This is a genomic window from Nitrospinota bacterium (genome assembly GCA_029881495.1).
Taxonomy (GTDB): Bacteria; Nitrospinota_A; UBA7883; order JACRGQ01; family JACRGQ01; genus JAOUMJ01.
Genome location: JAOUMJ010000007.1, coordinates 100,347 through 123,792, shown reverse-complemented (window position 1 = coordinate 123,792; position 23,446 = coordinate 100,347). Strand labels below are relative to the sequence as shown.

The window sequence follows — 23,446 nt, the reverse complement described above, 5'->3', positions numbered from 1 at the left end:
ATCCCAGTAGTTTGTGAGCTCCTGTTCGCGGGCGAAATCGGAGAGCATCTTTATCTGGTTTGCCGAAGCGATATCCTTTGCCGGAGCGAAGTGATCCGGCACGAGGATGACCCTCTCCCTGTCGAACACCTTTTTGGCCCCAATTCGGCGAAATTCCTTTATTGCTATCGGAGCGGTGATATCGTTGGCCAAGGCAATATCCACCCTGCAATTTATAAGCTCTCCCGGCTTTACCGAATCTACTCCGGCGTGGGCGGCTAGTATCTTCTCTGTAATCGTCATTCCCATTTCCGTATCTCCTATATTTGCGAAGCTAGAAATTTTAACAAAATTAATGCGAAGAATGTAACTATATCCTTTAAAACAGGTTGATTCTTTTTTTAGGGGATTTCCCCTTTCAGAGTGTTAAAGTCTAGGTCGAATATGCTCAGAAATTTTCCTATACAGGGATTGATTAATAATTCCGATTAATACAGTATCAGTCTCGTATGGCTTTTTTTGAATTGATATTTATTTATTAGGCGCAAATGAGGAAACAAGTTTAACTGAATGGCAGCAGATGAGCGATAAAAGAACATTACTTTTCAGTTTTCTCCTTGTGAAATCAATCGTGTTCGCGATACTAATCCCGCCATGGCTCGGAAACGACGAACCAAACCACTTTGATTACGTCCTGCAACTTGCCGGATACGGAGAGGGAGAGTCAAACCAGGAGATGATCATAAACTCCATGACGGAGACCAATGCCTGGGAAAGGGCTGAAATGAGGAAACCTCCCAGGATGGCGACACTGTTCCGGGAAACGGCTATCGGGCAACATACAGAAGATATATCAGGCACAAGGCCGCCATTATATTACCTTCTGGCCGCATTGCCTTTAAGGATATTTCATCCTGAAACTGTGGAAACGGCGCTTTTGATGTGCAGGTTTGTCTCATTGATAATAACGATGGCAACGCTATGGATGATCTTCCTCACGACAAGCCTGGTGTTCGACAGTAAGTCCGACTCTTTCATCCCATACCTGGCCACTCTTTTTGCCGGGATGCACCCGCAAATTTCATACCAGACAGTTGTGGTAAACGCGGACGCTTTGGCAATCCTCGTTTTCACACTAGTCTTTTACGTTCTTTGCGCCTACATCAAGCGGGGCAAAATAACCTATGAGGAAATATTAATTCTAATCTCAGTTTGCACTGTCGGTTTGCTTACAAAGAAGCATGCTGTCCTGCTTTTCCCTCTGGTACTCGCAGGAATTACGCTTATTCTTAGAGGCTCCACTTTCAAGGAATATGTAATTGAAGTTATAAAAAAGATAGGTTTCATCGCCATCTCGGTTCTGGCGGTAGCTGTTTTTTGCGAAATAATGTTCCCGAAAGCTGTCATTCAAATTGCGGACAGGCTTGGGTTGGCGCTCAGTTTTTCCTACTCTACCCAGGACAAACTGGAATTACTCACACTGGTCAAATGGATAAAAGGCTTGGGAATAATATTCGTCACATTTTGGTTTACATACGGCCAGATGATACACAAAATGAGCTTCGGTTTTTATATTTTACTTGCGATCTTCTCTGGAGGAGTTATCGCCGGTGTCGCAGGAAAAATCCGAAATTCCATCGTTTCAGATAGCAGGGGGGAGTGGCAAACTCCAGAAATGCGGGTAATTTATCTATGTATCGTATTTATATCCGTGATATTTATCTCCATCTTCTTTACGTTCTTCTCCCCGGAACTTGTCGACCGCGTATCCGGCAGGTACCTTTCTTATGCCATCGCGCCGATCACAATATTTGCAATGTTCGGGATCAATGAATTTTCAAGGCGCGCCACTGGCTTTGACCTGAAAAAGACAGTTGCGCTGTTTTTCATTTCATTAAACCTGGTGTCACTTTTCGGATACCTGATCCCTATTTATTATTTCTCACTCAATGCGTCATAAAATATACAGGGAACTTTCAAGGCTGTTGCCGGAATCCGCCGGCCCAATATTCCATATTCTGGTCATCCTCCTGATAGTAGGCTTGTATGACGATGTCCTTCAATGGTTACTGAATGAACATACCGGCGGCAGGATTGTAGGCTTCAATTACACCCCTATACACTTCAAAACCCCTGACCTGCAAATTATACCTATTGAAATATTTGCGGGAACATTAAGGCATTTCGGAGTTTACGCCTCACTGGCAATACTCCCCATTATCCTCATTTTTATCTATTTCCTTCTCCGTATTCTTGAATCCTTTAAAACAGAGGAAAATGGTGATCACAATTCAATATATGCATTGCCGAAAATCTCAATTTCGGATAAAAAAAGGAAGGAAATTGTAGCCATCGTTATTGCAGGATTCTTCATCGCGATTTCCGTTAAGATCGCATCTGTGCAACCGCTGAAAAACAACGTTTCATTCTTTGAAAAATTGAATCTCACATCAAATTTCTATATTGCTATGAATAAAGCTCTAGCATCAAAAGTCCTGCTGGACGAACAGAAGTATGAAATTCTATTGTTTGAAGCTCTTCTTCTTGATAGCGAAACCTATCTCTGGTTTTCGGATAGCTGGTATTGGGCCTATTATTTGCAGGGCAACAAAGTGAAGAAAACTTACAGGCAACAATTCGCATCATGGGAATTGTTCGAATTTTACGAAAAGGGATTGCTTCGGGATCGTGACCTTGTCCCTGCGTCCAAGATCATGAAAAAAGCAGGCGACATGTTTGAAAGCGGAATCATCCTTAGCTACTTGAGATCAAAATACCCAAATGATCTAGAAATAGCCCTGCTCGCCTCCAAGGGAGTCGAAATCGACAGAGAAGCATACCTACAAAACGAGAAGGCAATAAACAGCGTGGAAGAGAAGATATTTAAAAAAGGCAAGGACCTTCAATCAATTGACGAAAAATATATATCCGTAAAGGAGCAAAACCAGCGTATTTTTGAATCTCTAAAGCAGAACCTTGAATTAGTGGCTGAAGAGCGCGAGCTTGTGCAAAAAGATATTTCGTTTCTGCTGAAAAAGAAAGCCGATCTCCTGAAAGAGAGAGCTGAGATCCTGGGAGAATAAGATTCCTGATTCATGCGTGCCACGTTGCGTCTTTCTCCTTCATCATCAAAACTTCCACATTATTGGAATATCTTGCATTTGAACATTGGGTTTTAATCAATCCGAATGGAAATGAAAAACTGAATACTAAATATTTTTTATCTTTCTTCTTATTTGATGATAGACTAACTTACTGAAAAATGCTCATACTGAGGGTATTTGCATATTTTCCGATTTTTTGGAATTTTCCTTTAATATGACATATATGATTTTATTATGGCTATTGGCGAATTCAATTTAATTGAAAATTCATTACTTGAAAGGTAAAAGTTAAACATGAAGGGTGAAAAGGAAAAAGAGAAACTTCCAGCCAGAAGTGAAATGCAGGCCTTTGAACAGACAAGAAACCAGGCGCTTTTTATGGACGACAGCGATGAAGTAGATTTATTCGGCATAGCCAATTCACTCCTAAAACACTCCAGAAAAATAAGGATTGCGGCTTTCCTTACATTTGTGCTTTTAGCTCTCTTTTTCTCTTTTTACTGGATAAAAACATCCAATGAGCGGTTCATCAGATATTCGGTCGATTTGGCGCTACAGTTTAATGGAGTTATGGATATGAAGTATCCGAACGGCATGAACTTCAATCCAAATGATATGGTTTCACCTGACATACTTTCAGCTGTGTACAACAAGGCAGGCTTGAAAAGCATAAGAAAGAGCGATTTTATTTCCGCGTTTTCCGCATCTTTTAAAAACGTCTATAAACCGCAAACTATCATGGAAAATCCAAACAATAAAGATGCGAATAATGAAGGCAAACCTGCTGATGAGAAGAAAGATGACAAGGAAAAGCTATTTCATGTGATAAACCCGTCTATGGTGCAGATATATATGGATTCAAACCAGAATACGGCTGCAATTAAAGACTGGCCTAAAGAGATGAGAGATACCGTCATGAGTGATATCCCTACTTTCTGGGCGATGAAGTTCAAGGAGCAGTACCTCTACAGCAATATCCCGGACCCATTGAGGCTCATCGAATTTGACAAGCTTGTGACGCTTGAATATGGAAATATTTACGACACACTATACAAAAACCTGCAGCTATTCATCGACGCCATGAACAAGCTTGAAGCCTCAAGGGATTTATCGAATATAATCTCGAAAAAACACAAAATCTCGCTCAAGGAAGCATTCTTCTATGTAAAGAACGACCTCTCGCGCCAACTAAGTGCCTGGTATTCCATACCTAAAAACTTTGGAATATATAAAGACGTTGAAAAAAGAAAATTTTACCTGGAAAAGGAATATTTTGACAAAACTGCCGAGAAGGAGATCATTGCCAGAAACAATGCCGCTTTGGAATCTACCATTAATAAAATAATGAACCCCAAAAGCGTAACATCCGCTTCAACGTCATTCGCTAGATCGACCACGGGAAACAGTGTTCCTTTAATGAGAAGCGAAATGCCTACCATTGACGACTCTCTTTTGGAAAGGGTTTTCAGGTCGGGAGAAGCTGGCAAAAACAATCAGTATCTTCAGGACTTGAACGATAGGCTATTAAAAGGCGTAAATAGCTATGCGGAGATCGAATATGAGATTGCCCTTCTGAAAAATGACCTTGAAACCATCAAGAATCCCAGAGGGGAATTCACAAAGGAACGAAAAGATACTTTACGGACTGAAATTGAAGAACAGCTCGTGTTAATCATCGAAGACTACAAAAAATGGGTCTCATTGTGCGTTGAAATTTCTGAAGATTATAAAGAAACCGAGGCCGGCGTGCAGGGTGGCATATACTCAATCGTTTCGCCGGTTACCAGCTCATACATCAATCCTTCCACCGACAAACGCCTGTTTAAGCAATATGTAATTCTACCGGGAATATTAGTCGTATTCTCCTTCTTTGGCTATTGTACCTTCATCGTATTAAGAGAAGGATATTCAAGATACAAGGAAAAGATGTAGAAAGGTATCAACCCTCGCTTTTTACAGCGCGGTGAATGGCCTTAACTACAGATTCGATCTCCTTATCGCCGAGATAAGGATGCATCGGCAGGCTGAATATCCTACTCGCTGCATTTTCCGATACCGGGAAATCCCCTTTTGAGAGTCCAAGGGTGGCATATGCCCCCTGTAGGTGAAGAGGCTTTGGATAATACACCGCTGTAGGGATCCCCTCTTTTTGCAGTTGTCCCCTTATTTTGTCCCTCTTGTCCGAGAGAACTGAATACTGAGCCCAGCCGCTACGCATTCCATCAGGCAGAAATGGTGTTTCAACGACCCCTTTCAGACCTTCGGTGTATTTGGCGGCAACGCGGTGACGGGCTTCTACTTCATCCTTGAAAATGTCCAGCTTCGACAGGAGAATTGCCGCCTGTATTGAATCCATCCTGCCGTTTATCCCTACCCTTACGTTGTCGTATTGGGAATCTCCAGTCCCGTGAATTCTAAGTGACTTGGCAATGTGCGCAAGTTTGTCGTCATTTGTAAACAGCGCTCCTCCGTCGCCATAACAGCCAAGCGGCTTGGCAGGAAAAAAGCTTGTTGCCGCGAAATCGCCAAATCCGCACAGTTTTTTCCCCCTGTACTCCCCGCCGAATCCCTGGCATGCGTCCTCAATAAGGAAAAGGCTTTCCTCTTTCGCGATAGCTTCGATAGACTCGTATTCTGCCGGAAGACCAAAAAGGTCGACTGTTATAATCCCTTTCGGGATCAGGCCGCTCTTTTTCGCATACTCAATTCCCCCTTTTATTTTGGCTGGGTCGATATTGAAAGTTCTTGGATCAATATCGGCAAATACCGGCGTTGCCCCCACGAGGCTGACAGCCTCCGCAGTCGCGATAAACGTAAAGGGTGTTGTGATTACCGCATCCCCAGGGCCGATTCCGAGTGCCATCAACGCCATCATAAGCGCATCCGTACCGGATGAACATGATATGGCATGCTTGACTCCTAAATAGTCCGCAAGGGCTTTCTCCAGTTCGGCGATCTCCGGCCCCATGATGTATTGCCCATGTTCCAGAACCGCGTTTATCCGCCTATCAATATCGCTTCTTATTCTGCCTTGCTGTGCCGAGAGGTCGACGAACTTCATTTTCTTTAACTCCAAAATCCTTATGTTATGAGCTATGAATTATTCTCCGGTCACCCGTAAAACAATTCCTTGTTTGCGTCAGAGATTCAAGGAAACAGCTTCTCCTCAATATACTCACAAATCATATGCCCAATCAGAATATGCATTTCCTGGATACGGGGGGTTACGCTGGATGGAACTCCAATTACGATTGAAGCTGATTTGTTGATCGCCGCTTCTTTCCTTGAGCCGGTCAGGCCAACCGTAATCATCCCTATCTCGTTCCCTTTTTCAATCGCCTTTATAACATTCGGGGAATTCCCGCTTGTTGAGATACCTATCAGGACGTCCCCTTTCCGTCCTTTTGCCTCCACCTGCCTTGAGAATACCGAGTCATAGGAATAGTCGTTCCCGATAGCGGTGATGGAAGAGCTGTTAACCGTCAGAGCCTCGGCATCAAGGGCTTTTCTCTCCCGGTAGAACCTGCTCACAAGTTCAGCGGCAATATGTTGTGAATCAGCGGCGCTCCCGCCGTTTCCGCAGAGAAGGAGTTTCCCCCCCCCCTGGTATGCTTTTACGATTACATCCGCCGACTTTTCAATATTTTCCAGAATGGCCTCATCTCCGGATAAAAGCTGTGCCACTTCAATATTTTGCCCAATCCGTGCCTGCCAATACTGCTTTGCCAACCTGATTACCTCTTTAAAAACGGAAAGAAACTATAAAATACTTACAATCTGTATTGTACTGTTTCGTCACTTCTGAAAATTTTCCAGTTTGCCCGCCAAACCCAAAATAATGAATTATCCATTCTTATGTTCATTAACTAAAAGACGATATAATATACACGTTTAAGTGAAATTTAAACAATAATTGAAAAAACGTGGAATAACCGTTTCCATATTCGGCAGGCGAAGTATATTTTGAAATTACATAGAGTTCCATAAAGTATGTCCAAAAATTCGGAAAAGGAGATTTTTGACGCCTTCCTTTCAGAAGCCTCTGAGTTTGTCTCCGATCTGGAAAGAGATGTCATCAATCTTGAACGCGACCCGACAAGCAAAAGCGCGATCGATAATATTTTCAGGAGCCTGCACTCCTTAAAAGGGAACAGTTCGCTTTTCGGTCTTTCCGAGATGAAGCTTTTCCTCCATCAGATGGAGAGCCTTGTTGACAAGATCCGTAAACGGGAGAGAGAGGTCACTACGCATATCATCAATCTCCTCCTTGAGGGGAACGACCACATAAAGATGATGTTCTCCCGGCTCACGGACAGCTCTGCCAAAGGTTCCCTGACCGGGAAGGAAGAATCTTTTCTTGAGCAGGTCTCAAGCGTCCTCTCCCCGGAAGAGAGTGGGGCCGGCGCCGATCTTCGCAAGGAATTGATGATATTCATGAGACACCCGGAGATTCAGCTGGAACTTCAAACCAACCAGCCGTTAAAGGATATTTTCACCTTGATACAGGATGTTGCCCCCCACCTCCTGGCTGACAGAAGGGCCTCAAAAACCGAAGCCATCACCATTTTATGCAAAGGGGTAGATGTCACCCGCGAGATCACGAACCTTGAAACCATCGTCAAGGAGGTTAATGAAGGGAACCTTTCCGACCAGCAATACTCTGCCGTCACCACAAATTTGGACTTTTTATTGAAAAAGCACGAGGAAAAAGGGCAGGAAGAGCAGATTCAGCTTATTAATGACCTTCTCGAAGAGCTGGAAATGTTCTATCACGATGAGAGCGGATTTGACGAGGTACTTGCCCAAATAGTCGAAGAGGCGCTCGCAAAATATGAACAGGGCGTGATGAGGGTAAAACCGGAAGTAAGAGCTGAAACAGAGGCAGCGCCAACAACTGAGCCAGACAGCGAATCCGGCCCCGAACTAGCAGTACCGAAACCGGAACGCCCCGAGCCTGCGGAACCATCACTTTCCAGGCAGATCAAGGTCGACCAGTCGAAACTCGACAAGGCTATCGATACCGCCGGCGAACTGGTGACGATTTCGGAGTTCTTCAACTACATACAAAATTCGATCGCTGGCGGCAACGGCGACCTTAAGGGGCAATTGAACAGCATCAGGGATGCTACTCAGACACTCCAGGAACTTACTGAATCACTCTCTTCGGATCTCTACGACATCAGAAAGGTGCCGATTGGCGAAGCCTTCCAGAAACTCCCTCGAATCATCCGGGATGAGCAGAAATCTCTGGGTAAAAAGGTCTGGCTCTCTCTCAGCGGTGAAGAGGAGATGGTAGACAAGAGTCTTGTCCCAAAACTCGAAACCATTTTGGTCCATATGCTGCGTAACAGCATGGATCACGGAATTGAAACTCCCGAGGAGCGCCTGGCGTCAAAAAAAAGCGAGGAAGGTTTGATCTCTATTGCCGCCACCGCCGGCGATACGATGATGAATATTTCCGTAAAGGATAACGGCAGGGGTATTGACCCGGAAAAAGTGAAAATGAAAGCCATCAAAGCGGGACTGCTTGATAGCGTCACCGGCGGCACTCTTACGAAAAATGAAATCCTCAACTACATATTCGTCCCCGGATTTTCTACTTCAAGCACTATCACCGAAACATCCGGCAGAGGTGTTGGAATGGATATCGTACATTCATACATCACGGAAATGGGGGGGAATATAACTATCAATACTGAGATCGGAAAGGGCCTTGAGATCATATTACGTTTCCCCCTCACACAAACCACGCTTGTAAAAAAAGGTCTCGCCATTTCGGTTGGAAAGTCTGTATTCCTTATCCCTATAGAACTGGTCATAGAATCATTCAGGCTCAAACCTGGTGAAATTTCTTCCGTGGAGGGGAAAGCGGAAATCATCCGAAGGCGCGGGGAAATCCTGAAACTGGTTCGGCTTCACCAGCTTTTCAAAGTCAAATCGGATCATACTGATCCATATGAATCGATTATCGTGCTGGTACAACAAAAGAGGAGAAGAGTATGTCTGATGGTAGATATGGTTATAGGTCAACGCCAGATCATCTACAAGAATTTGGGGCTTGAGACTTTGCGAAAACCGTCTCCGTATGAAGGGGTTTCAGTATATGATGGTAGCCGGTTGGCCATGATTTTGGACATCAACGGTATAATTGAACAATCAGAGCAATAACTTTTAGCAAGGAAGTAATAATGGAAAAGAAGAATGTATTTATTTTGCCGGGTGAAATGGCCGTTTCCAAGCATCCTGCCATGTTTTCCACCCTGCTCGGCTCCTGCGTTGCTATATGCCTGTATAACCCGAAGATGAAATACGGCGGCATAAACCACTACATGCTCCCTACCGGAGAAAAGGTCGAATCCATGAAAGGGAAGTACGGCGACTATGCGACTGAAAAACTTGTCGAGATGATGATGAAACTCGACCCGGATATAAAAAATCTTCAGGCGCACGTTTTTGGCGGCGGAGCTGTAGTTGGACATCTAAGCGCCGGGGAAGGGATTGGTAAAAAGAATATCGAACTTGCCAAAACTCTGCTGGATCACTACGGAATAAAGATCAAGACATGGGAAGTGGGAGGCAACAACGGTAGGAAGATCTATTTCGACACCGAAAAAGGCGAAATAGAGTCAAAACTTATCGAACGCTCGGAAATGACCCTTCAGCTTGAACAGAAGAAAAAGGCTCTTGCCAGCAGAAAGATAAGGGTACTTGTTGTCGACGATTCATCCACCATCAGGCAGATCATCACCAATGCTCTTCATACCGACAAGGATATTGAGGTGATCGGCGACGCGGAGGATCCGTACCATGCGAGGGAAAGGATACTGGAGCTGGATCCCGATGTTATTACCCTGGATATAATCATGCCGAAAATGGACGGTGTTACATTCCTGAAAAAGCTTATGATCCATATGCCAAAGCCGGTCGTTATTGTTAGCTCCGTGGCTCAAAAGGGGAGCAAACAGCGGTTCAGGGCGGAAGAAATAGGCGCGGTAGACGTGGTGGACAAGGAAGACCTTCAGCTTTACAAAGGGCTCGAAACGACCGCAAAAATACTGATCCCAAAAGTGAAGATGGCCGCCGCTACCATTGTAAAGAAGAAGGTCAAAGAAGACATTCAACACATCTGACTTCGGCGATCAAGCCTCTTTTCATCGGCTGTTTCCGCGTATATGGCCGGCTTCCGCGCTACAGGCTTGCCTACGTCTGGAGGTTCACACAAAGTTGAATTATCATCCCGTAAAGGCAACAATATAGCTGGAATCTGATGTATATGTTTTGTATTGTTGAATTTCAAAACGCCATGAGGGAAAGATGATATCCATAAAGAAGGGGAAGATTTTCCTTTACCGCCTCCATGATATCGGCTGGTCAATAGACCTAACCGCTCTTGAAACGCTTCTGAAGGGGGATGCCCGCAGAATGAAGTTCAACAAAATACCGAACATGAAGGTTCTGGAAATTCCGAACCCCCCTGTTTCAATGGAGATGAAATCATTTGAAAAAATGGTTTTCGGGTCCAATATGAATGTCGGCGTTATCGCGAAAGCATTCGATTTCGGGGTACTTTCGATATCCTTTGTTATCGAGATACCTCCATCCGCAAGCATTCACGATATTGAAGAAACCGCCTTCGAACTTGATAACGACACAAGCCTTGATTCAAAAGCCATAGAGTATATTCATTCCTTTCTGCAGATTGCCGGGGATACGGTTAAGAACATCAGCATTAAAAAGGAGTTTGCCGAATATTTTACAGCATACCTGCTCGAAGATGTTTCGCCTCCTGCCGACTCTGCCGACTTTGGAAAGGTATTCGACCCTTCAAGGCTTATCCTCTGCGAGAAAAACAAGGTTAGCCATATGCAAAAGGAAGAAATAAACATAAACCGGTTCAGCTACTTCCCATCCGACCTCGTGGTACTGCACACCGACAGCGCCCTCGTCATAGAACCGTCCGATTCTACCGACGTACTCGACATATTGGAGTTTGCCAAGGCTCAGCTTCTCGAACTTCGATACTACGACAAGGTGCTCGATAAGGAACTTGCCGATACCTATAGCGAAGTTTCGGAAAAGAGGGATATCTCCATCTGGAATATCCGAACATACGAAAGAGCGGCGCTGAAACTCAGCCGAACAGTCATGGACATTACGGAAGTGAAAGAGAGGGTAAATGTCGCCTTAAAAGTTACCGAAGACGCCTACTACGCGAAGATATACCGCCGTGCGATGGTTCTGTTTCGCAGTCGGGAACTCGAGGAGAGCATTAAAGGAAAACTGGACGCCCTTACCGACTACTACAAAATAATTTACAATGACATCGCCACCAAACGGGGTCATCTCCTCGAATTAGGCATCATAATATTGATCATAATCGAAATAATAATGTTGCCCTTCCTGTGACTTTATGTCCGTCGCCTGGGAGCCGATGGATTATAATGATAGGGAGAGAACGGAATAGGCAACAAGCCAATGCTCCACGCCCGATTTCGTTCCGTTCTTTTGAAGCGGAGGTCTGCTATTAACGTATATAAAATGGCCTGGAGAAACGTCTGGCGAAACAAGCGGCGTACAATTGTCACCATCGCCGCCATGACCCTCGCCCTTATCGTCACAATATGCTATCAGGGGATTGTTCAAGGCTATCTCGACAACATGGAGCGCAATCTCCTCGACTACGCGGTCGGCGACGTCCAGATTTTTGCCCCGGATTACCGCGACAATCCCTCCATCTACAAACGGATAATTGATTCGGACAGCCTTCGGAAAAAGCTGGAAGACGCAGGCTTCAAGGCAACTGAACGGCTCCTTGCCGCCGGTCTTGGCGCCGCTGGAGATACCTCTTCCGGCGTTATGTTTATCGGAATAGATATTGAGCGCGACGCGAAGGTGAGCCTCATCTACACCCAGCTGATATCGGGGAAATGGCTCGACGATGATGACAGGAACGGCGTCGTTCTGGGGAGAAGGCTGGCGCGCACACTTGATATCACCACTGGTGACAAACTGGTGGTCCTCGGCCAGGCCTCGGACGGCAGTATGGCAAACGAAATTTTCAGCGTACGGGGGGTGCTGAAAGGGGTATCCGATTCCGCCGATCGTTCCGGCATTTTCATGACAAGCGGCACGTTCCGAAACCTTATGGCAATATCAGATGGGGCTCATCAGATGATAGTCCGGCGTCCGCCGGAACTGGACCTTTCCTCCGCCGCAATAAAGGTTCGGTCGCTTGCACCGGATGCTGATGTAAAAACCTGGCGGGAGATCATGCCTACTATCTCCTCGATGCTCGATTCAACCCAGGGGATGATCGCGGTGATGTCATTCATCATCTACATCGCTATCGGGATCCTGATACTGAACGCGATGCTGATGGCGGTCTTTGAGCGCGTTCGCGAGCTGGGGATAATGAAAGCGCTAGGCTTTGGACCGACAGGAGTAGTCGCGCTTATCTTTCTCGAAACGGCATACCAAACAGGATTGGCAATCGTCTCCGCGCTGATAGGCGGCGCTCCCCTCTTCTGGTACCTCTCCAAATATGGAATTAGCATGGGGGGAGATACCGGTATCGCAATGATGGGATTGGCGTGGGATCCGGTCTGGTACGCGGTCATCTCCGTGGAATCAACATATACCCCGGTCTCCATGCTCATCTTTGTCGTTGGGATGGCCGTCTGCTACCCTGCCCTGAAGGCGGCGTACATAAATCCCATAAAGGCGATCCAATACCATTAGGAGCGAAGGATGAATGAAGCGAAACTCTCGATAATGGCATGGAGAAACCTCTGGCGGCACAAAAGGAGGACATTGATTACCCTCTCCGCTATCGCCTTTGGAACTTTTCTCGCCATAATATTTACAGGTATTGGCGACGCCACCTACGGGGGGATGATAGACCTCGCCGCGCGGCTTGGCAGCGGACATGTGACTATCCAGCACCCGAAATATCTAGATAAGCCGACGCTCAACAGAACAGTGACCGGCGTAAAGGAAAAGAGCATGATTGCCATGGAAGACAGGGAGGTTTCAAAGGTGGTCACCAGGATCACCGGGAACGTCATGCTCGCGACTGCCGGCGAGAGTTACGGTGCCGGATTCATTGCCATCGACCCGGAAACGGAGGACGCAAATACCTTTGCCCTAATGGATGATTTCTCCGAGGGGGAAATGTTCGCAACCTCCCGTGACAAAGGGATCATTCTCGGCGCGGTACTTGCCAAAAACCTCGGCGCGAAGATGGGGAAGAAAGTTGTCTACACCATGACAGACAAGAACGGCGACATAACCAGCGGCCTTGCAAGGGTGTCGGGGATAATCAAAACCGGCGCTCCCGGCGTAGACCTCGGCCTCTGCATACTACCGATTGATACGGCGAGAAAGATACTAGGCTACTCTAGCGATGAGAGTACCAACGTCTCGATATTCATTAACGACCAGCGTGACAGCGACAAGGTGCGAAACCGCCTCAAGCACCGCTTTGAGCCGGAAAACGCGGTACACATCTGGAGCGAGACACAGCCGGAGCTAGCCGGCTTCATAACAATGAAAGTCTCAGGCTCAAAATTCTTTGAAATGATAATCATGATCCTCGTCGCCGCAGGGATATTCAATACCCTGTTCATTAGCGTGATGGAGCGCCTCCGCGAATTCGGGATACTGATGGCTATCGGGATGAGTCCCGGCGGACTTTTCAGGCTCGTCATGTGGGAAAGTTTCTGGCTAGGAATTTCCGGTCTTATCTTTTCGGCTATTGTTACCGCATGGCCTTACTGGTACTTGAATACAACCGGCTTGGACATGACCGCAATGGTAGGCGAAGGGAATACCGAGATCGCCGGTGTTGCATTTGACCCGATCATGTACGTAAGTATCTTCCCCGAAAACCTCCTATTGATTGTTTCGGCGGTAATGATTGCTACGCTTCTCTCCGGCTTTTACCCTGCCCTCCGCGCCGGACGCGTAAACCCGGTCGAAACCATCCGCCTCGTCTGAGTGAAGAGCTATCTCCCCCCTACTTGCTGACCTCGCCTTTCAGGTAATACTCGGCGAGTTCCTTTCGCAGGAAAAGGCGTGCGCGATGGAGCCTCGATTTTACCGCCGCGACGGAAATATCAAGAGTGCTTGCGGTCTCTTCGGCGCTGAACTCCTCCATCTCCCTTAATACGAAAACCAGTCTGTACTTCTCGGGGAGGTTCAGCAGGCTTTTCTTGATCTGCTCCTTCAATTCGTTATTTAAAAGCTCTTCAGCAGGAGCGTTATACCAGCTTTGCGCTATCCCGTCTTTCTTCTCCGCCTCACCCGGCAGGAGATCATCAAGCGACAGATGGTAGCTCGGCTCATTTTTTTTCCTCCGCTTGCTTCTCAGGCATGATGTGGACGCTATTCTGTAAAGCCACGTCTTGAAGGATGCGTCACCCCGAAAACCTTCCAGATAGCGGTATGCTGTCAGGAATGTCTCCTGCACCATGTCTTTTGCCTTTTCAGTATTCCCGCACATTCTGGAGAGAAAACCGTAGATCATGCCGTCATACCGCTTCACAAGGTCGTCGAACGCGCGTTGTTCCCCGGATCTGAACTTCGCTATGCTCTTTTCGTCAAGTTCCTTCGCTGATTCCATCCATACCATTTTACTTTGATATCTCCACTTTATCCCTTTTTTTAACCTCAACTCCAATTGAGTCGGATAATCCTTGAAAATCCACTTGTTTTGGAAAATCAGTCTGTATATTATTCATTTCCTTCACTCTTGATGTTAATATTGGGCGGTTGGGACAAACAGTTTAATCTTATTTGGAAATTCTTAAATAATGCTGAAACACTTTTTGAAACGGTTATACGCGCTGGCGCTTGTTATTATGCTCCTCCCTCTCTCGTGCAGTGGAAAGCCTGACGCCGACCTTAAAAACTCGACCTTTAAAAAGCTCTCTTCCATGCGTACGGCAAAGAAGGAAACCGTAATCTCGCACCTTGAGAGGCTATTCAAAAAAGCATCCAGGGCCGGAGAGGACAAAATCGTTGTTGACTATTTTTTCCGCCATCGCTCCAGCGACAAGAGCCTGATAAGCGCCAACCCTTTGTACTCCGCCGATGAAACGTCGCTTGAGTATTATTACGTGAAGGAACTCCATGAATTTTACGACATCCTCTTTATCGACAGCAGCGGGTTCATTTTCAGCACGATTAGAAAGGAAGCCGATTACCGGAAAAATATATTCGAAGGGGATCTGGCAAAATCGCGTATATCAACGCTGCTGAAATCCGACCCCTATGTCCGATTTGTGGATTACGACTATTATGCCCCGTCAAAAGAAGCAGCCTCCTTCATAATCAATCCGGTAAAGGAGAAGGGAGAGCTTGCCGGATGGATCGCTTTCCAATATTCGATCAACACCATAAACGCGCTTCTCACCGATGTCATAACGACCGGCGAACTCGGCAATACCGGCGAAATATACCTCGTGAATGAAGAAAATTTAATGCTCTCTCAATCCCGCTTTTTCCCTACAAATACAATTATGAATTTCAATGTTGATACGGAATCGCTTAAAAAAGCCATTGGGAAAAATGAAGGTGAAATAATCTCGGAAGATTACAGGGGAGTGCGCGTGTTCAGCTCTTTTGAAAAATTCAGCTTCATGGGGAACAACTGGATAATCGTCTCCGAAGTGGATGAAGATGAAGTGATAACAAAACACTTCAGGGAAAATATGGAATATTTTATCAACCGGATGTATAAAAAGCTCTCAATCGGGTACGACGACGGTTCGGGTATCAAGGAAATAACCGAAAACCTCATAAAGGTCGATATCAATGAATATGCCAGCGGGAAAAAGGGGGAAGCTCTTTCGACCTTAGGCATAAGCACCTGCACAGGTCTGGTAATCTCATACCCCGGACGGTTTACCTATCTAGGGCATATCTATCCGCTTGACAGCACCTTCTTCTCATCATTCGAGAGGTCGGCCATCAACATCCTTTACAAAGCCAGGGGGGAGCTTTTCGGCGATGGGACAAACGATCTGCTCGGCAACATGTTTCGCGAGATCAGGGAATTCAAGATCTACCCCTATGAAAAAAGGGAATTAAAGGCTGTAATAGTCGCCGTTCACACGGATAATCTGAAAACCATTATTGAAAGGCTTCTTGATTTCGGCTTTATGCTTTCCCAAATCACGATTGTTTACTCTTCGGATATGGATTATGCCAACATATATACCCGTGTTGGGGACGATTCCATTTCAATCGCGTGGATAAACGAACAGTCGCAGGGAAAAATCTATACAAACCCTGCAAATAATAAAAACCTTGGCGAAATATTCAAGGAAATTTCTGGTTACTCTTTAAACTAATTTTCAACTTTGCAACCGCTGAATGCCACAAGATAACTACTTGATTTTTAACAACATACTTATTCGCTCAAATCCGTCGCTTTACGCATAATTTTTCCCTTAACCTGCCAGCGGCTTTGTGATACTATCCACCCCTATTAAACGAAGGTACGCCCGGCAAATTATCGGTCGGTAATGGCTCTTTCAACGGTTATTTGGAATGATTACAAAATGTTAAAACTTCCTCTCGATTTATATCTTACGTTCGACGATGTTATGCTCCTTCCGGATCACTCCAAAGTGCTTCCAAGGGATGTCGAACTAAAGACGAATCTCACAAAAACGGTAAAACTGAACGTCCCTCTGATATCTGCTCCGATGGATACGGTGACCACCTCCACCCTGGCAATAGCTCTCGCCCAGGAGGGGGGCATCGGGATAATACACCGAAACCTCCCTATCGACCTTCAAGCGGCTGAGATCGAAAAGGTAAAGAGGTACAGTTCCGGTATGATAGCCGACCCGATAACCCTCACGCGCAAACAGACCATCAAAGAAGCGCTTGAGGTTATGAACAAATACAACATTTCCGGGATCCCTATTACCGAAGGGGACAAGCTGGTAGGTATCCTCTCAAACCGCGACCTTAGGTTTGTAACGAACATGAAACTCCTCATCGACGACCTTATGACCAAGGAAGACCTTGTAACGGCTGAAGTCGGCATCTCTATGGACAAGGCTAAGGAGCTTTTGCAGAAACACCGCAAGGAGAAGCTCCTCGTCGTCGATAAAAAAGGGAAGCTCGTGGGATTGATCACCGTTAAGGATATCGAAAAATCGATCACATACCCGGATGCCCTTAAGGATGAGAGGGGTCAGCTCCTTGTCGGAGGCGCCCTCGGAACAGGCGACGACCGGTTCGACCGCGCCGATGCCATCGTAAAATCCGGCGTAGACGTAATTGTTATCGACACCGCGCACGGACATTCCGAAGGTGTGCTGAGGACCGTCGATGAAATAAAAAAGAAACACCCTGCCATCTCCCTTATTGCCGGAAATATCGCCACTGCCAAGGCGACCAGAGCGCTAATAGACGCTGGGGTCGACGCGGTCAAGGTCGGTATCGGCCCGGGCTCCATCTGCACCACAAGGATAATCTCAGGCGTTGGTGTTCCCCAGATCTCCGCTGTCGCTCACTGTGCCGGGGAAGCGAAAAAGGACGGAGTTCCTGTCATTTCCGACGGCGGGATCAAGTATTCAGGCGATGTCGTAAAGGCGATCGCCGCCGGTGCATCATCTGTGATGATAGGCTCCCTTTTTGCCGGCACTGAGGAGAGCCCGGGAGAGAAGATCCTCTATCACGGCAGAACCTACAAGGAGTACAGGGGGATGGGGTCCATCGGAGCGATGCAGGAAGGGAGTTCAGACAGGTATTTCCAGGAAGCGGGCGCTACCAGCAACAAGCTCGTGCCGGAAGGGGTCGAAGCGAGAATACCGTACAAGGGGGCAGTCTCCCAGGTCGTGTTCCAGCTCCTTGGCGGGCTCCGCTCCGGGATGGGCTATTGCGGAACCGCCACAATACGGGAACTGCAGGAGAAATCCACATTTATCAGGATAACCAACGCGGGGCTGAAGGAAAGCCATGTCCATGACGTTGACATTACCAAGGAAGCTCCCAATTACGGAATTGAGTAACTGATGGATGACGTCGTACATCAGGAAAAGATCCTGATACTTGACTTCGGTTCGCAATATACACAGCTTATCGCGAGGCGCGTAAGGGAGATCGGCGTCTATTGCGAAATTTTTCCCTGCAATGCCCCAACTTCCAAGATCCGTGAATTCAATCCGAAAGGGATAATACTTTCCGGCTCCCCATTCTCCGTGCATCAGCGCACGGCGCCGAAAATCCCGAAAGGGGTGCTTGACGCCGGGCTCCCGATTCTCGGCATCTGCTACGGGATGCAGATAATCACAAAAACACTCGGCGGAACGGTGGAGCTATCAAAGACGCGCGAATACGGCCATGCTATGCTGAAGATCGACGACAAGTCCGACTTGTTCCGCGGGCTGGCCGACAGCGAACAGGTCTGGATGTCCCACGGCGATCGCATTGTAAAAATACCGAACGGCTTCACCTCCATCGCGCACACGGACAACTCCCCCGTGGCGGCGATGAAAAACGGGAAGGGTGTTTTCACCCTTCAGTTCCATCCGGAGGTTGTGCATACCCCAAACGGAAAAACAATACTCCAGAACTTCGTGAAGGATATCTGCGGCTGCGCGTGCAACTGGAGCATGAGATCGTTCCTCGTCTATGAAGTCGAACGCATAAAGGAGATAGTCGGCAAGGACAAGGTTCTCCTTGGGATTTCAGGCGGAGTCGACTCCACTGTCGCCGCGGCGATAATTCACAAGGCGATCGGGGATCAGCTCACTTGTCTGTTCATAGACAACGGCCTCCTTAGAAAAGACGAGGCGAAAAAGGTACTTAAAACATTCAAGGAAGAGCTTCATATAAAGGTTAAATTCAAGGATGCCTCCGATGTTTTCCTCAAGCCTCTATCAAAAGTCACGGATCCCGAGAAGAAGAGAAAGATAATCGGAAGACAGTTCATCAACGTCTTCCGCGAGGAAGCCAAAAAAATAGGAAAGAACGTGAACTTCCTCGCGCAGGGCACGTTATACCCGGATGTGATCGAATCGGTTTCCTTCAGAGGGCCGTCGGCAGTGATCAAAAGCCATCATAATGTAGGGGGACTACCGAAGGTCATGAGAATGAAGCTCCTGGAGCCGTTCCGCGAACTCTTCAAGGATGAGGTGAGAACCCTCGGCCTGGAGATGAAGATCAGCGAAACCCTTATACACAGACAGCCTTTTCCCGGTCCCGGTCTTGCAATCAGGATAATCGGGGCCGTTACGAAGGAGAGGCTTGAGATACTAAGGAACGCCGATGAAATCGTCGTGGATGAGATCAAGAAAGCCGGCCTGTACAGGGAAATATGGCAGTCTTTCGCAGTGCTCCTCCCGGTAAAATCGGTAGGGGTAATGGGTGACGAACGTACCTATGACAATGCGATAGCCGTCCGGGCGGTGAACAGCAAGGACGCAATGACAGCCGACTGGGTGCGCCTTCCGGGGGATCTTTTGGCCAAAATATCCAACCGGATTATTAATGAAGTTAATGGTGTAAATCGGGTGGTTTATGATATATCCTCTAAACCGCCGGGAACAATAGAATGGGAATAATTTGGAGGCTCATAAATGGTAGATCCTAAATGGGGTAAACGCTATACCTGTCACAAGTGTGGAGTACGATTCTACGACTTGAACAAACCTGAACCGAAGTGTCCTAAATGCAACGCCGACCCGTCAAAGGCTCCTGTCAGGGGCTCATCCTCACGCGCCAAGACAAAAGCATACGTCCCCGTTGAGGTCGAGGCGGATGACATTGTGGATACGGATGACGATACGGAACTGGTGGCAGACGATGAAATTGAAGACCTGGATGATGACCTCCCGGTGCTATAGCTGAGGAGCGGAAATGGCTCATGAGGATTTCGTCCACCTCCATCTCCATTCAGAATACTCACTCCTGGACGGCGCTATACAGTTTCCCGACTTACTAAAAAAAGCGGAAGAGTTCAACATGCCTGCCGTGGCGGTCACCGACCACGGCAACCTTTTCGGCGCGATCGATTTCTACCAGAAAGGGTTCAAAAGCCCGGTAAAGCCGATAATAGGCTGTGAAGTATACGTTGCGTCTGGAAGCAGGCACGACAAGACGTCAAATGAAAATCCGGATGACGACATCTCCCATCACCTGATACTCCTTGTAAAGAATCTGGAAGGATATAAAAACCTCTGCAAGCTCTCATCGGCCGGATATACCGAAGGATTCTACTATAAACCGCGTATCGACAAGGAACTCCTCGCACAGCATAACCAGGGACTTATCGCAATGTCGGCATGCCTCAAGGGGGAAGTAGCCCGCAAACTCCTTTCCAACAAGCAGGAGGAGGCGGAAAAAGCCGCCGGATTCTATAAGGAGCTTTTCGGCGACAGGTATTACCTTGAGATCCAGGATCACGGCATACCTGAACAGAAGATGGTCAATCCTCAGATAGTCGAGCTGGCTAAAAAGATCGGAACAAAAGTAGTCGCCACCAACGACGCCCATTACCTGCAAAAGGAGCACTCTCACGCGCACGACGCCCTCCTATGCATAGGCACGGGAAAAATCCTCAGCGATGAAAAAAGGATGCGCTTCTCCTCACAGGAGTTCTATTTCAAGTCTGCCGAAGAGATGAGGAAACTTTTCGCATGGATACCGGAAGCGATTACGAATACCAGGGAAGTTGCCGAAAGATGCAACCTCGACCTTCACCTGGGCCAATACCACCTCCCGGAGTACACGGTACCTTCCGACTACTCCTCTCCGCAGAAATACCTCGACGATCTCGTGAGCCATAACCTGGAGATACGCCTCCATGAGAAGGAGAAAAAGGAGGGGAAACTGGATGAAAAAACCGTTCAGATGTACAGGGAGAGACTAAAACTGGAGCTTGGCGTTATAAACAACATGAATTTCGCAGGATACTTCCTGATAACATGGGACTTCATACAGTTCGCATTTAAAAACAAAATTCCTGTTGGCCCGGGCCGCGGTTCCGCCGCTGGAAGCCTCGTGGCCTACTCCCTCTCCATAACCGACATCGACCCGATAAAATACGGTCTTCTCTTCGAGCGGTTCCTGAACCCGGAACGTATCTCAATGCCGGATATCGATATAGATTTCTGCATGGAGAGGCGCGATGAGGTAATCAAGTATGTCTCGGACAAATACGGCGAAAAGAGCGTAGCGCAGATAATCACGTTTGGAACGATGAAAGCAAGGGCCGTACTTCGCGATGTCGGACGTGTAATGGATATGGGGTATTCAGATGTCGACCGGATAGCAAAGCTGATACCGGAAACCCTGAACATCACTATCAAGGAGGCGATAAAGACCGAACCGAGGCTCGCCGACCTCATCAAGAAAGATCCCCGCGTAAAGGAACTGATGGAAACGGCTGAAGTGCTTGAAGGTGTGTCGCGCCACGCATCGACCCACGCGGCTGGCGTGGTTATCGCCCCTTCGGAGCTTACAGAGTACCTCCCCCTTTACCGCACAAACAAGGGGGACGTAGTCACGCAGTACCCGATGAACAACTGCGAAGACCTCGGCCTCCTGAAAATGGACTTTCTCGGACTCCGCACACTAACGGTCATCGACTGGACGGAAAAGAAGATCAAATCTAAAAAGGATCCCGCATTTTCCATCAAGTCGATCCCGATGGACGACAAAAAGACTTTCAAACTCCTTTCGGAAGCTAAAACACTCGGCATATTCCAGCTAGAATCGTCCGGCATGAGGGATATACTTCGAAAACTGAAACCTGAGAACTTTACCGACATAATAGCCCTGGTAGCTCTCTACCGGCCAGGCCCTATCGGAAGCGGTATGATAGATTCATTCATCAGGCGAAAGCATGGCACTGAAAAGACCGAAAATATACTTCCGCAAATGACCGAAGCGCTGGCGGAAACCTACGGCGTAATCGTATACCAGGAACAGGTCATGAAACTGGCTAACGTCCTGGCAGGTTTTACGATGGGAGAAGCCGATACTCTTCGCAAGGCGATGGGGAAAAAGAAGATGGACGTTATGGAAAACATGCGCGAAAAATTCATGGAAGGGGCGAAAAAGGCGAAGATCAACGAAAAGAAGGCGGGTGAAGTTTTCGACTTGATGTATAAATTCGCCGAATACGGTTTCAACAAATCACACTCCGCCGCGTATGCCCTCCTAAGTTACCAGACAGCCTACCTCAAAGCGCACTATCCGCACGAGTTCATGTCCTCCATGCTCACAAGCGAAATGGACAACACCGCGAAGGTGGTTCTTTACAGGAACGAATGCAAGGATATGGGGATCGATATAAGGCCTCCCGACGTGAACCTTAGCGGTGAATACTACTACGTTGACGGAAACGACATCATCTTCTGCATGGCAGGAATAAAGAACGTCGGCCTCGGCGCGGTACGGGAAATAATTCGCGCCAGAAATGAGAACGGTCATTTCAAGACGGTAGTCGACTTCGCAAAAGCGGTAGACACAAAACTGATCAACAAAAGGGCTTTTGAATCTCTGGTTAAATGCGGGGCGTTTGACAGTCTCCACCCAAACCGGGCGGCAATTTTTGAAGCTATCGACAATCTTTTCGATGAATCAGCAAAAGCTAGAAACGATAAAACAAGCGGACAAAAAAGCATGTTCGACCAATTGGAAACCGAACAGGAAGAGACCCTTCGGCTTGTACCCGATAAAAATCCATGGCCGGAACGTGACAAGCTATCCTACGAAAAGGAGATGGTCGGCTTTTACATAACCGGACATCCGCTGGAACCTTTCCAGAAGGATATCAAACACCTCGCCACCCATTTTGTAACCGACCTCGCCGACACGCCTAGCAAACGTGAAGTAAGGCTCTGTGGAGTAGTCAGCTCGCTTCGAACCCAGCTTACGAAAAAGAAAAAGCTGATGGCCTATGTCACGCTTGAGGATCTTACAGGCTCGATTAGCGTTATCATCTGGCCCGAACTCCTTGAGAAATCCCACTCGCTTCTGGAGAGCAACGATCCTGTTTTCCTTGTCGGCCAGCTCGACGCCGGCGAAAATGAAACCAAGATGATCGCGAGTGAAATCATCTCGCTCAAGGAGGCAAAAACCAAGTTCACAAACACAATTCACCTGAAGATCAATATGGTGGGCCTGGAAGAAAAACTGCTGGAGGAGATACGCTCCGTCGCGAAAAAACACAGGGGAAAAAGCACCCTCACCCTCCACTTCACCTTCCCGGATAAAAAGAGGGTATTCGTTAACGCCTCCGACAAATATGGAGTGACCGCGGACGACAAATTCCTGGACGAAATAGAAACTATACTCGGTCCGAACTCCGTCTACTGCTCCTGATTATGCCGACATGGCCC

Annotated in this window: 17 protein-coding genes; 13 read left to right on the top strand and 4 right to left on the bottom strand. The window is 47.3% G+C overall.

The genetic code is table 11. The annotated features are described in order from the left end of the window. The coding region (locus OEY64_04925; GenBank protein MDH5542291.1) for a 3-isopropylmalate dehydratase large subunit at positions 1–288 on the bottom strand (288 nt) is incomplete at its 3' end. Positions 289–559: 271 nt separating this feature from the next. On the opposite strand from OEY64_04925, the gene OEY64_04920 reads away from it, so the two are divergent. From OEY64_04920 to OEY64_04910, 3 genes are all read left to right on the top strand, one after another. Continuing rightward, on the top strand, positions 560–1,939 hold the full coding sequence (locus OEY64_04920; protein MDH5542290.1) for a DUF2142 domain-containing protein: 1,380 nt from the start codon (positions 560–562) through the stop codon (positions 1,937–1,939). After that, entirely contained in the window at positions 1,929–3,062 is a 1,134-nt protein-coding gene (locus OEY64_04915) for a hypothetical protein (protein ID MDH5542289.1), read from the top strand. The genes OEY64_04920 and OEY64_04915 overlap by 11 nt, the downstream gene beginning before the upstream one ends. A 315-nt stretch (positions 3,063–3,377) precedes the next feature. Then, entirely contained in the window at positions 3,378–5,015 is a 1,638-nt protein-coding gene (locus OEY64_04910) for a hypothetical protein (protein ID MDH5542288.1), read from the top strand. Positions 5,016–5,022: 7 nt separating this feature from the next. On the opposite strand, the gene OEY64_04905 is transcribed toward OEY64_04910, so the two are convergent. Together OEY64_04905 and OEY64_04900 are read right to left on the bottom strand one after the other, a co-directional pair. Continuing rightward, complete coding sequence (locus OEY64_04905; protein ID MDH5542287.1) at positions 5,023–6,144, bottom strand: DegT/DnrJ/EryC1/StrS family aminotransferase; 1,122 nt, start codon at positions 6,142–6,144, stop codon at positions 5,023–5,025. Positions 6,145–6,230: 86 nt separating this feature from the next. Beyond that, on the bottom strand, positions 6,231–6,812 hold the full coding sequence (locus OEY64_04900) for a D-sedoheptulose 7-phosphate isomerase (GenBank protein ID MDH5542286.1): 582 nt from the start codon (positions 6,810–6,812) through the stop codon (positions 6,231–6,233). 261 nt (positions 6,813–7,073) lie between these two features. Here OEY64_04900 and OEY64_04895 point away from each other — a divergent pair, with 261 nt between their 5' ends. The 5 genes from OEY64_04895 to OEY64_04875 all read left to right on the top strand — a co-directional run bounded on the left by OEY64_04895 (position 7,074) and on the right by OEY64_04875 (position 14,078). Further along, on the top strand, positions 7,074–9,251 hold the full coding sequence (locus OEY64_04895) for a chemotaxis protein CheA (protein MDH5542285.1): 2,178 nt from the start codon (positions 7,074–7,076) through the stop codon (positions 9,249–9,251). A gap of 20 nt (positions 9,252–9,271) precedes the next feature. Further along, on the top strand, positions 9,272–10,213 hold the full coding sequence (locus OEY64_04890) for a response regulator (GenBank protein ID MDH5542284.1): 942 nt from the start codon (positions 9,272–9,274) through the stop codon (positions 10,211–10,213). 184 nt (positions 10,214–10,397) lie between these two features. Next, a complete protein-coding gene (locus tag OEY64_04885; GenBank protein ID MDH5542283.1) occupies positions 10,398–11,489 on the top strand; it encodes a hypothetical protein in 1,092 nt (363 codons plus the stop codon). Positions 11,490–11,621: 132 nt separating this feature from the next. Then, positions 11,622–12,821: an ABC transporter permease gene (locus OEY64_04880; protein MDH5542282.1), complete on the top strand. Its 1,200-nt coding sequence runs from the start codon at positions 11,622–11,624 to the stop codon at positions 12,819–12,821. Between the two features lie 9 nt (positions 12,822–12,830). After that, positions 12,831–14,078 carry an FtsX-like permease family protein gene (locus OEY64_04875; protein ID MDH5542281.1) on the top strand — a complete coding sequence of 416 codons (1,248 nt, stop codon included), beginning with the start codon at positions 12,831–12,833 and terminating at the stop codon, positions 14,076–14,078. Between the two features lie 19 nt (positions 14,079–14,097). On the opposite strand, the gene OEY64_04870 is transcribed toward OEY64_04875, so the two are convergent. Next, a complete protein-coding gene (locus OEY64_04870) occupies positions 14,098–14,712 on the bottom strand; it encodes a sigma-70 family RNA polymerase sigma factor (GenBank protein MDH5542280.1) in 615 nt (204 codons plus the stop codon). A gap of 181 nt (positions 14,713–14,893) precedes the next feature. Here OEY64_04870 and OEY64_04865 point away from each other — a divergent pair, with 181 nt between their 5' ends. The 5 genes from OEY64_04865 to dnaE all read left to right on the top strand — a co-directional run bounded on the left by OEY64_04865 (position 14,894) and on the right by dnaE (position 23,429). Continuing rightward, the gene (locus OEY64_04865) at positions 14,894–16,435 is read left to right on the top strand and encodes a cache domain-containing protein (GenBank protein MDH5542279.1); all 1,542 of its coding nucleotides are present in this window, start codon (positions 14,894–14,896) and stop codon (positions 16,433–16,435) included. 210 nt (positions 16,436–16,645) lie between these two features. Further along, a complete protein-coding gene (guaB, locus tag OEY64_04860; GenBank protein MDH5542278.1) occupies positions 16,646–18,109 on the top strand; it encodes an IMP dehydrogenase in 1,464 nt (487 codons plus the stop codon). Positions 18,110–18,112: 3 nt separating this feature from the next. Beyond that, positions 18,113–19,663: a glutamine-hydrolyzing GMP synthase gene (gene guaA / locus OEY64_04855; protein ID MDH5542277.1), complete on the top strand. Its 1,551-nt coding sequence runs from the start codon at positions 18,113–18,115 to the stop codon at positions 19,661–19,663. Positions 19,664–19,678: 15 nt separating this feature from the next. Continuing rightward, positions 19,679–19,945 (top strand): FYDLN acid domain-containing protein, encoded by a 267-nt coding sequence (locus tag OEY64_04850; protein ID MDH5542276.1) that lies wholly within the window; start codon positions 19,679–19,681, stop codon positions 19,943–19,945. Between the two features lie 13 nt (positions 19,946–19,958). Next, on the top strand, positions 19,959–23,429 hold the full coding sequence (gene dnaE, locus OEY64_04845) for a DNA polymerase III subunit alpha (GenBank protein ID MDH5542275.1): 3,471 nt from the start codon (positions 19,959–19,961) through the stop codon (positions 23,427–23,429). Positions 23,430–23,446: the final 17 nt, after the last annotated feature.

Coding starts and splice junctions, on each gene's coding strand:
- OEY64_04920 (MDH5542290.1), top strand. CDS start 560: ATGAGCGATAAAAGAACATTACTTTTCAGTTTTCTCCTTGTGAAATCA.
- OEY64_04915 (MDH5542289.1), top strand. CDS start 1,929: ATGCGTCATAAAATATACAGGGAACTTTCAAGGCTGTTGCCGGAATCC.
- OEY64_04910 (MDH5542288.1), top strand. CDS start 3,378: ATGAAGGGTGAAAAGGAAAAAGAGAAACTTCCAGCCAGAAGTGAAATG.
- OEY64_04905 (MDH5542287.1), bottom strand. CDS start 6,144: ATGAAGTTCGTCGACCTCTCGGCACAGCAAGGCAGAATAAGAAGCGAT.
- OEY64_04895 (MDH5542285.1), top strand. CDS start 7,074: ATGTCCAAAAATTCGGAAAAGGAGATTTTTGACGCCTTCCTTTCAGAA.
- OEY64_04890 (MDH5542284.1), top strand. CDS start 9,272: ATGGAAAAGAAGAATGTATTTATTTTGCCGGGTGAAATGGCCGTTTCC.
- OEY64_04885 (MDH5542283.1), top strand. CDS start 10,398: ATGATATCCATAAAGAAGGGGAAGATTTTCCTTTACCGCCTCCATGAT.
- OEY64_04880 (MDH5542282.1), top strand. CDS start 11,622: ATGGCCTGGAGAAACGTCTGGCGAAACAAGCGGCGTACAATTGTCACC.
- OEY64_04875 (MDH5542281.1), top strand. CDS start 12,831: ATGAATGAAGCGAAACTCTCGATAATGGCATGGAGAAACCTCTGGCGG.
- OEY64_04870 (MDH5542280.1), bottom strand. CDS start 14,712: ATGGTATGGATGGAATCAGCGAAGGAACTTGACGAAAAGAGCATAGCG.
- OEY64_04865 (MDH5542279.1), top strand. CDS start 14,894: ATGCTGAAACACTTTTTGAAACGGTTATACGCGCTGGCGCTTGTTATT.
- guaB (MDH5542278.1), top strand. CDS start 16,646: ATGTTAAAACTTCCTCTCGATTTATATCTTACGTTCGACGATGTTATG.
- guaA (MDH5542277.1), top strand. CDS start 18,113: ATGGATGACGTCGTACATCAGGAAAAGATCCTGATACTTGACTTCGGT.
- OEY64_04850 (MDH5542276.1), top strand. CDS start 19,679: ATGGTAGATCCTAAATGGGGTAAACGCTATACCTGTCACAAGTGTGGA.
- dnaE (MDH5542275.1), top strand. CDS start 19,959: ATGGCTCATGAGGATTTCGTCCACCTCCATCTCCATTCAGAATACTCA.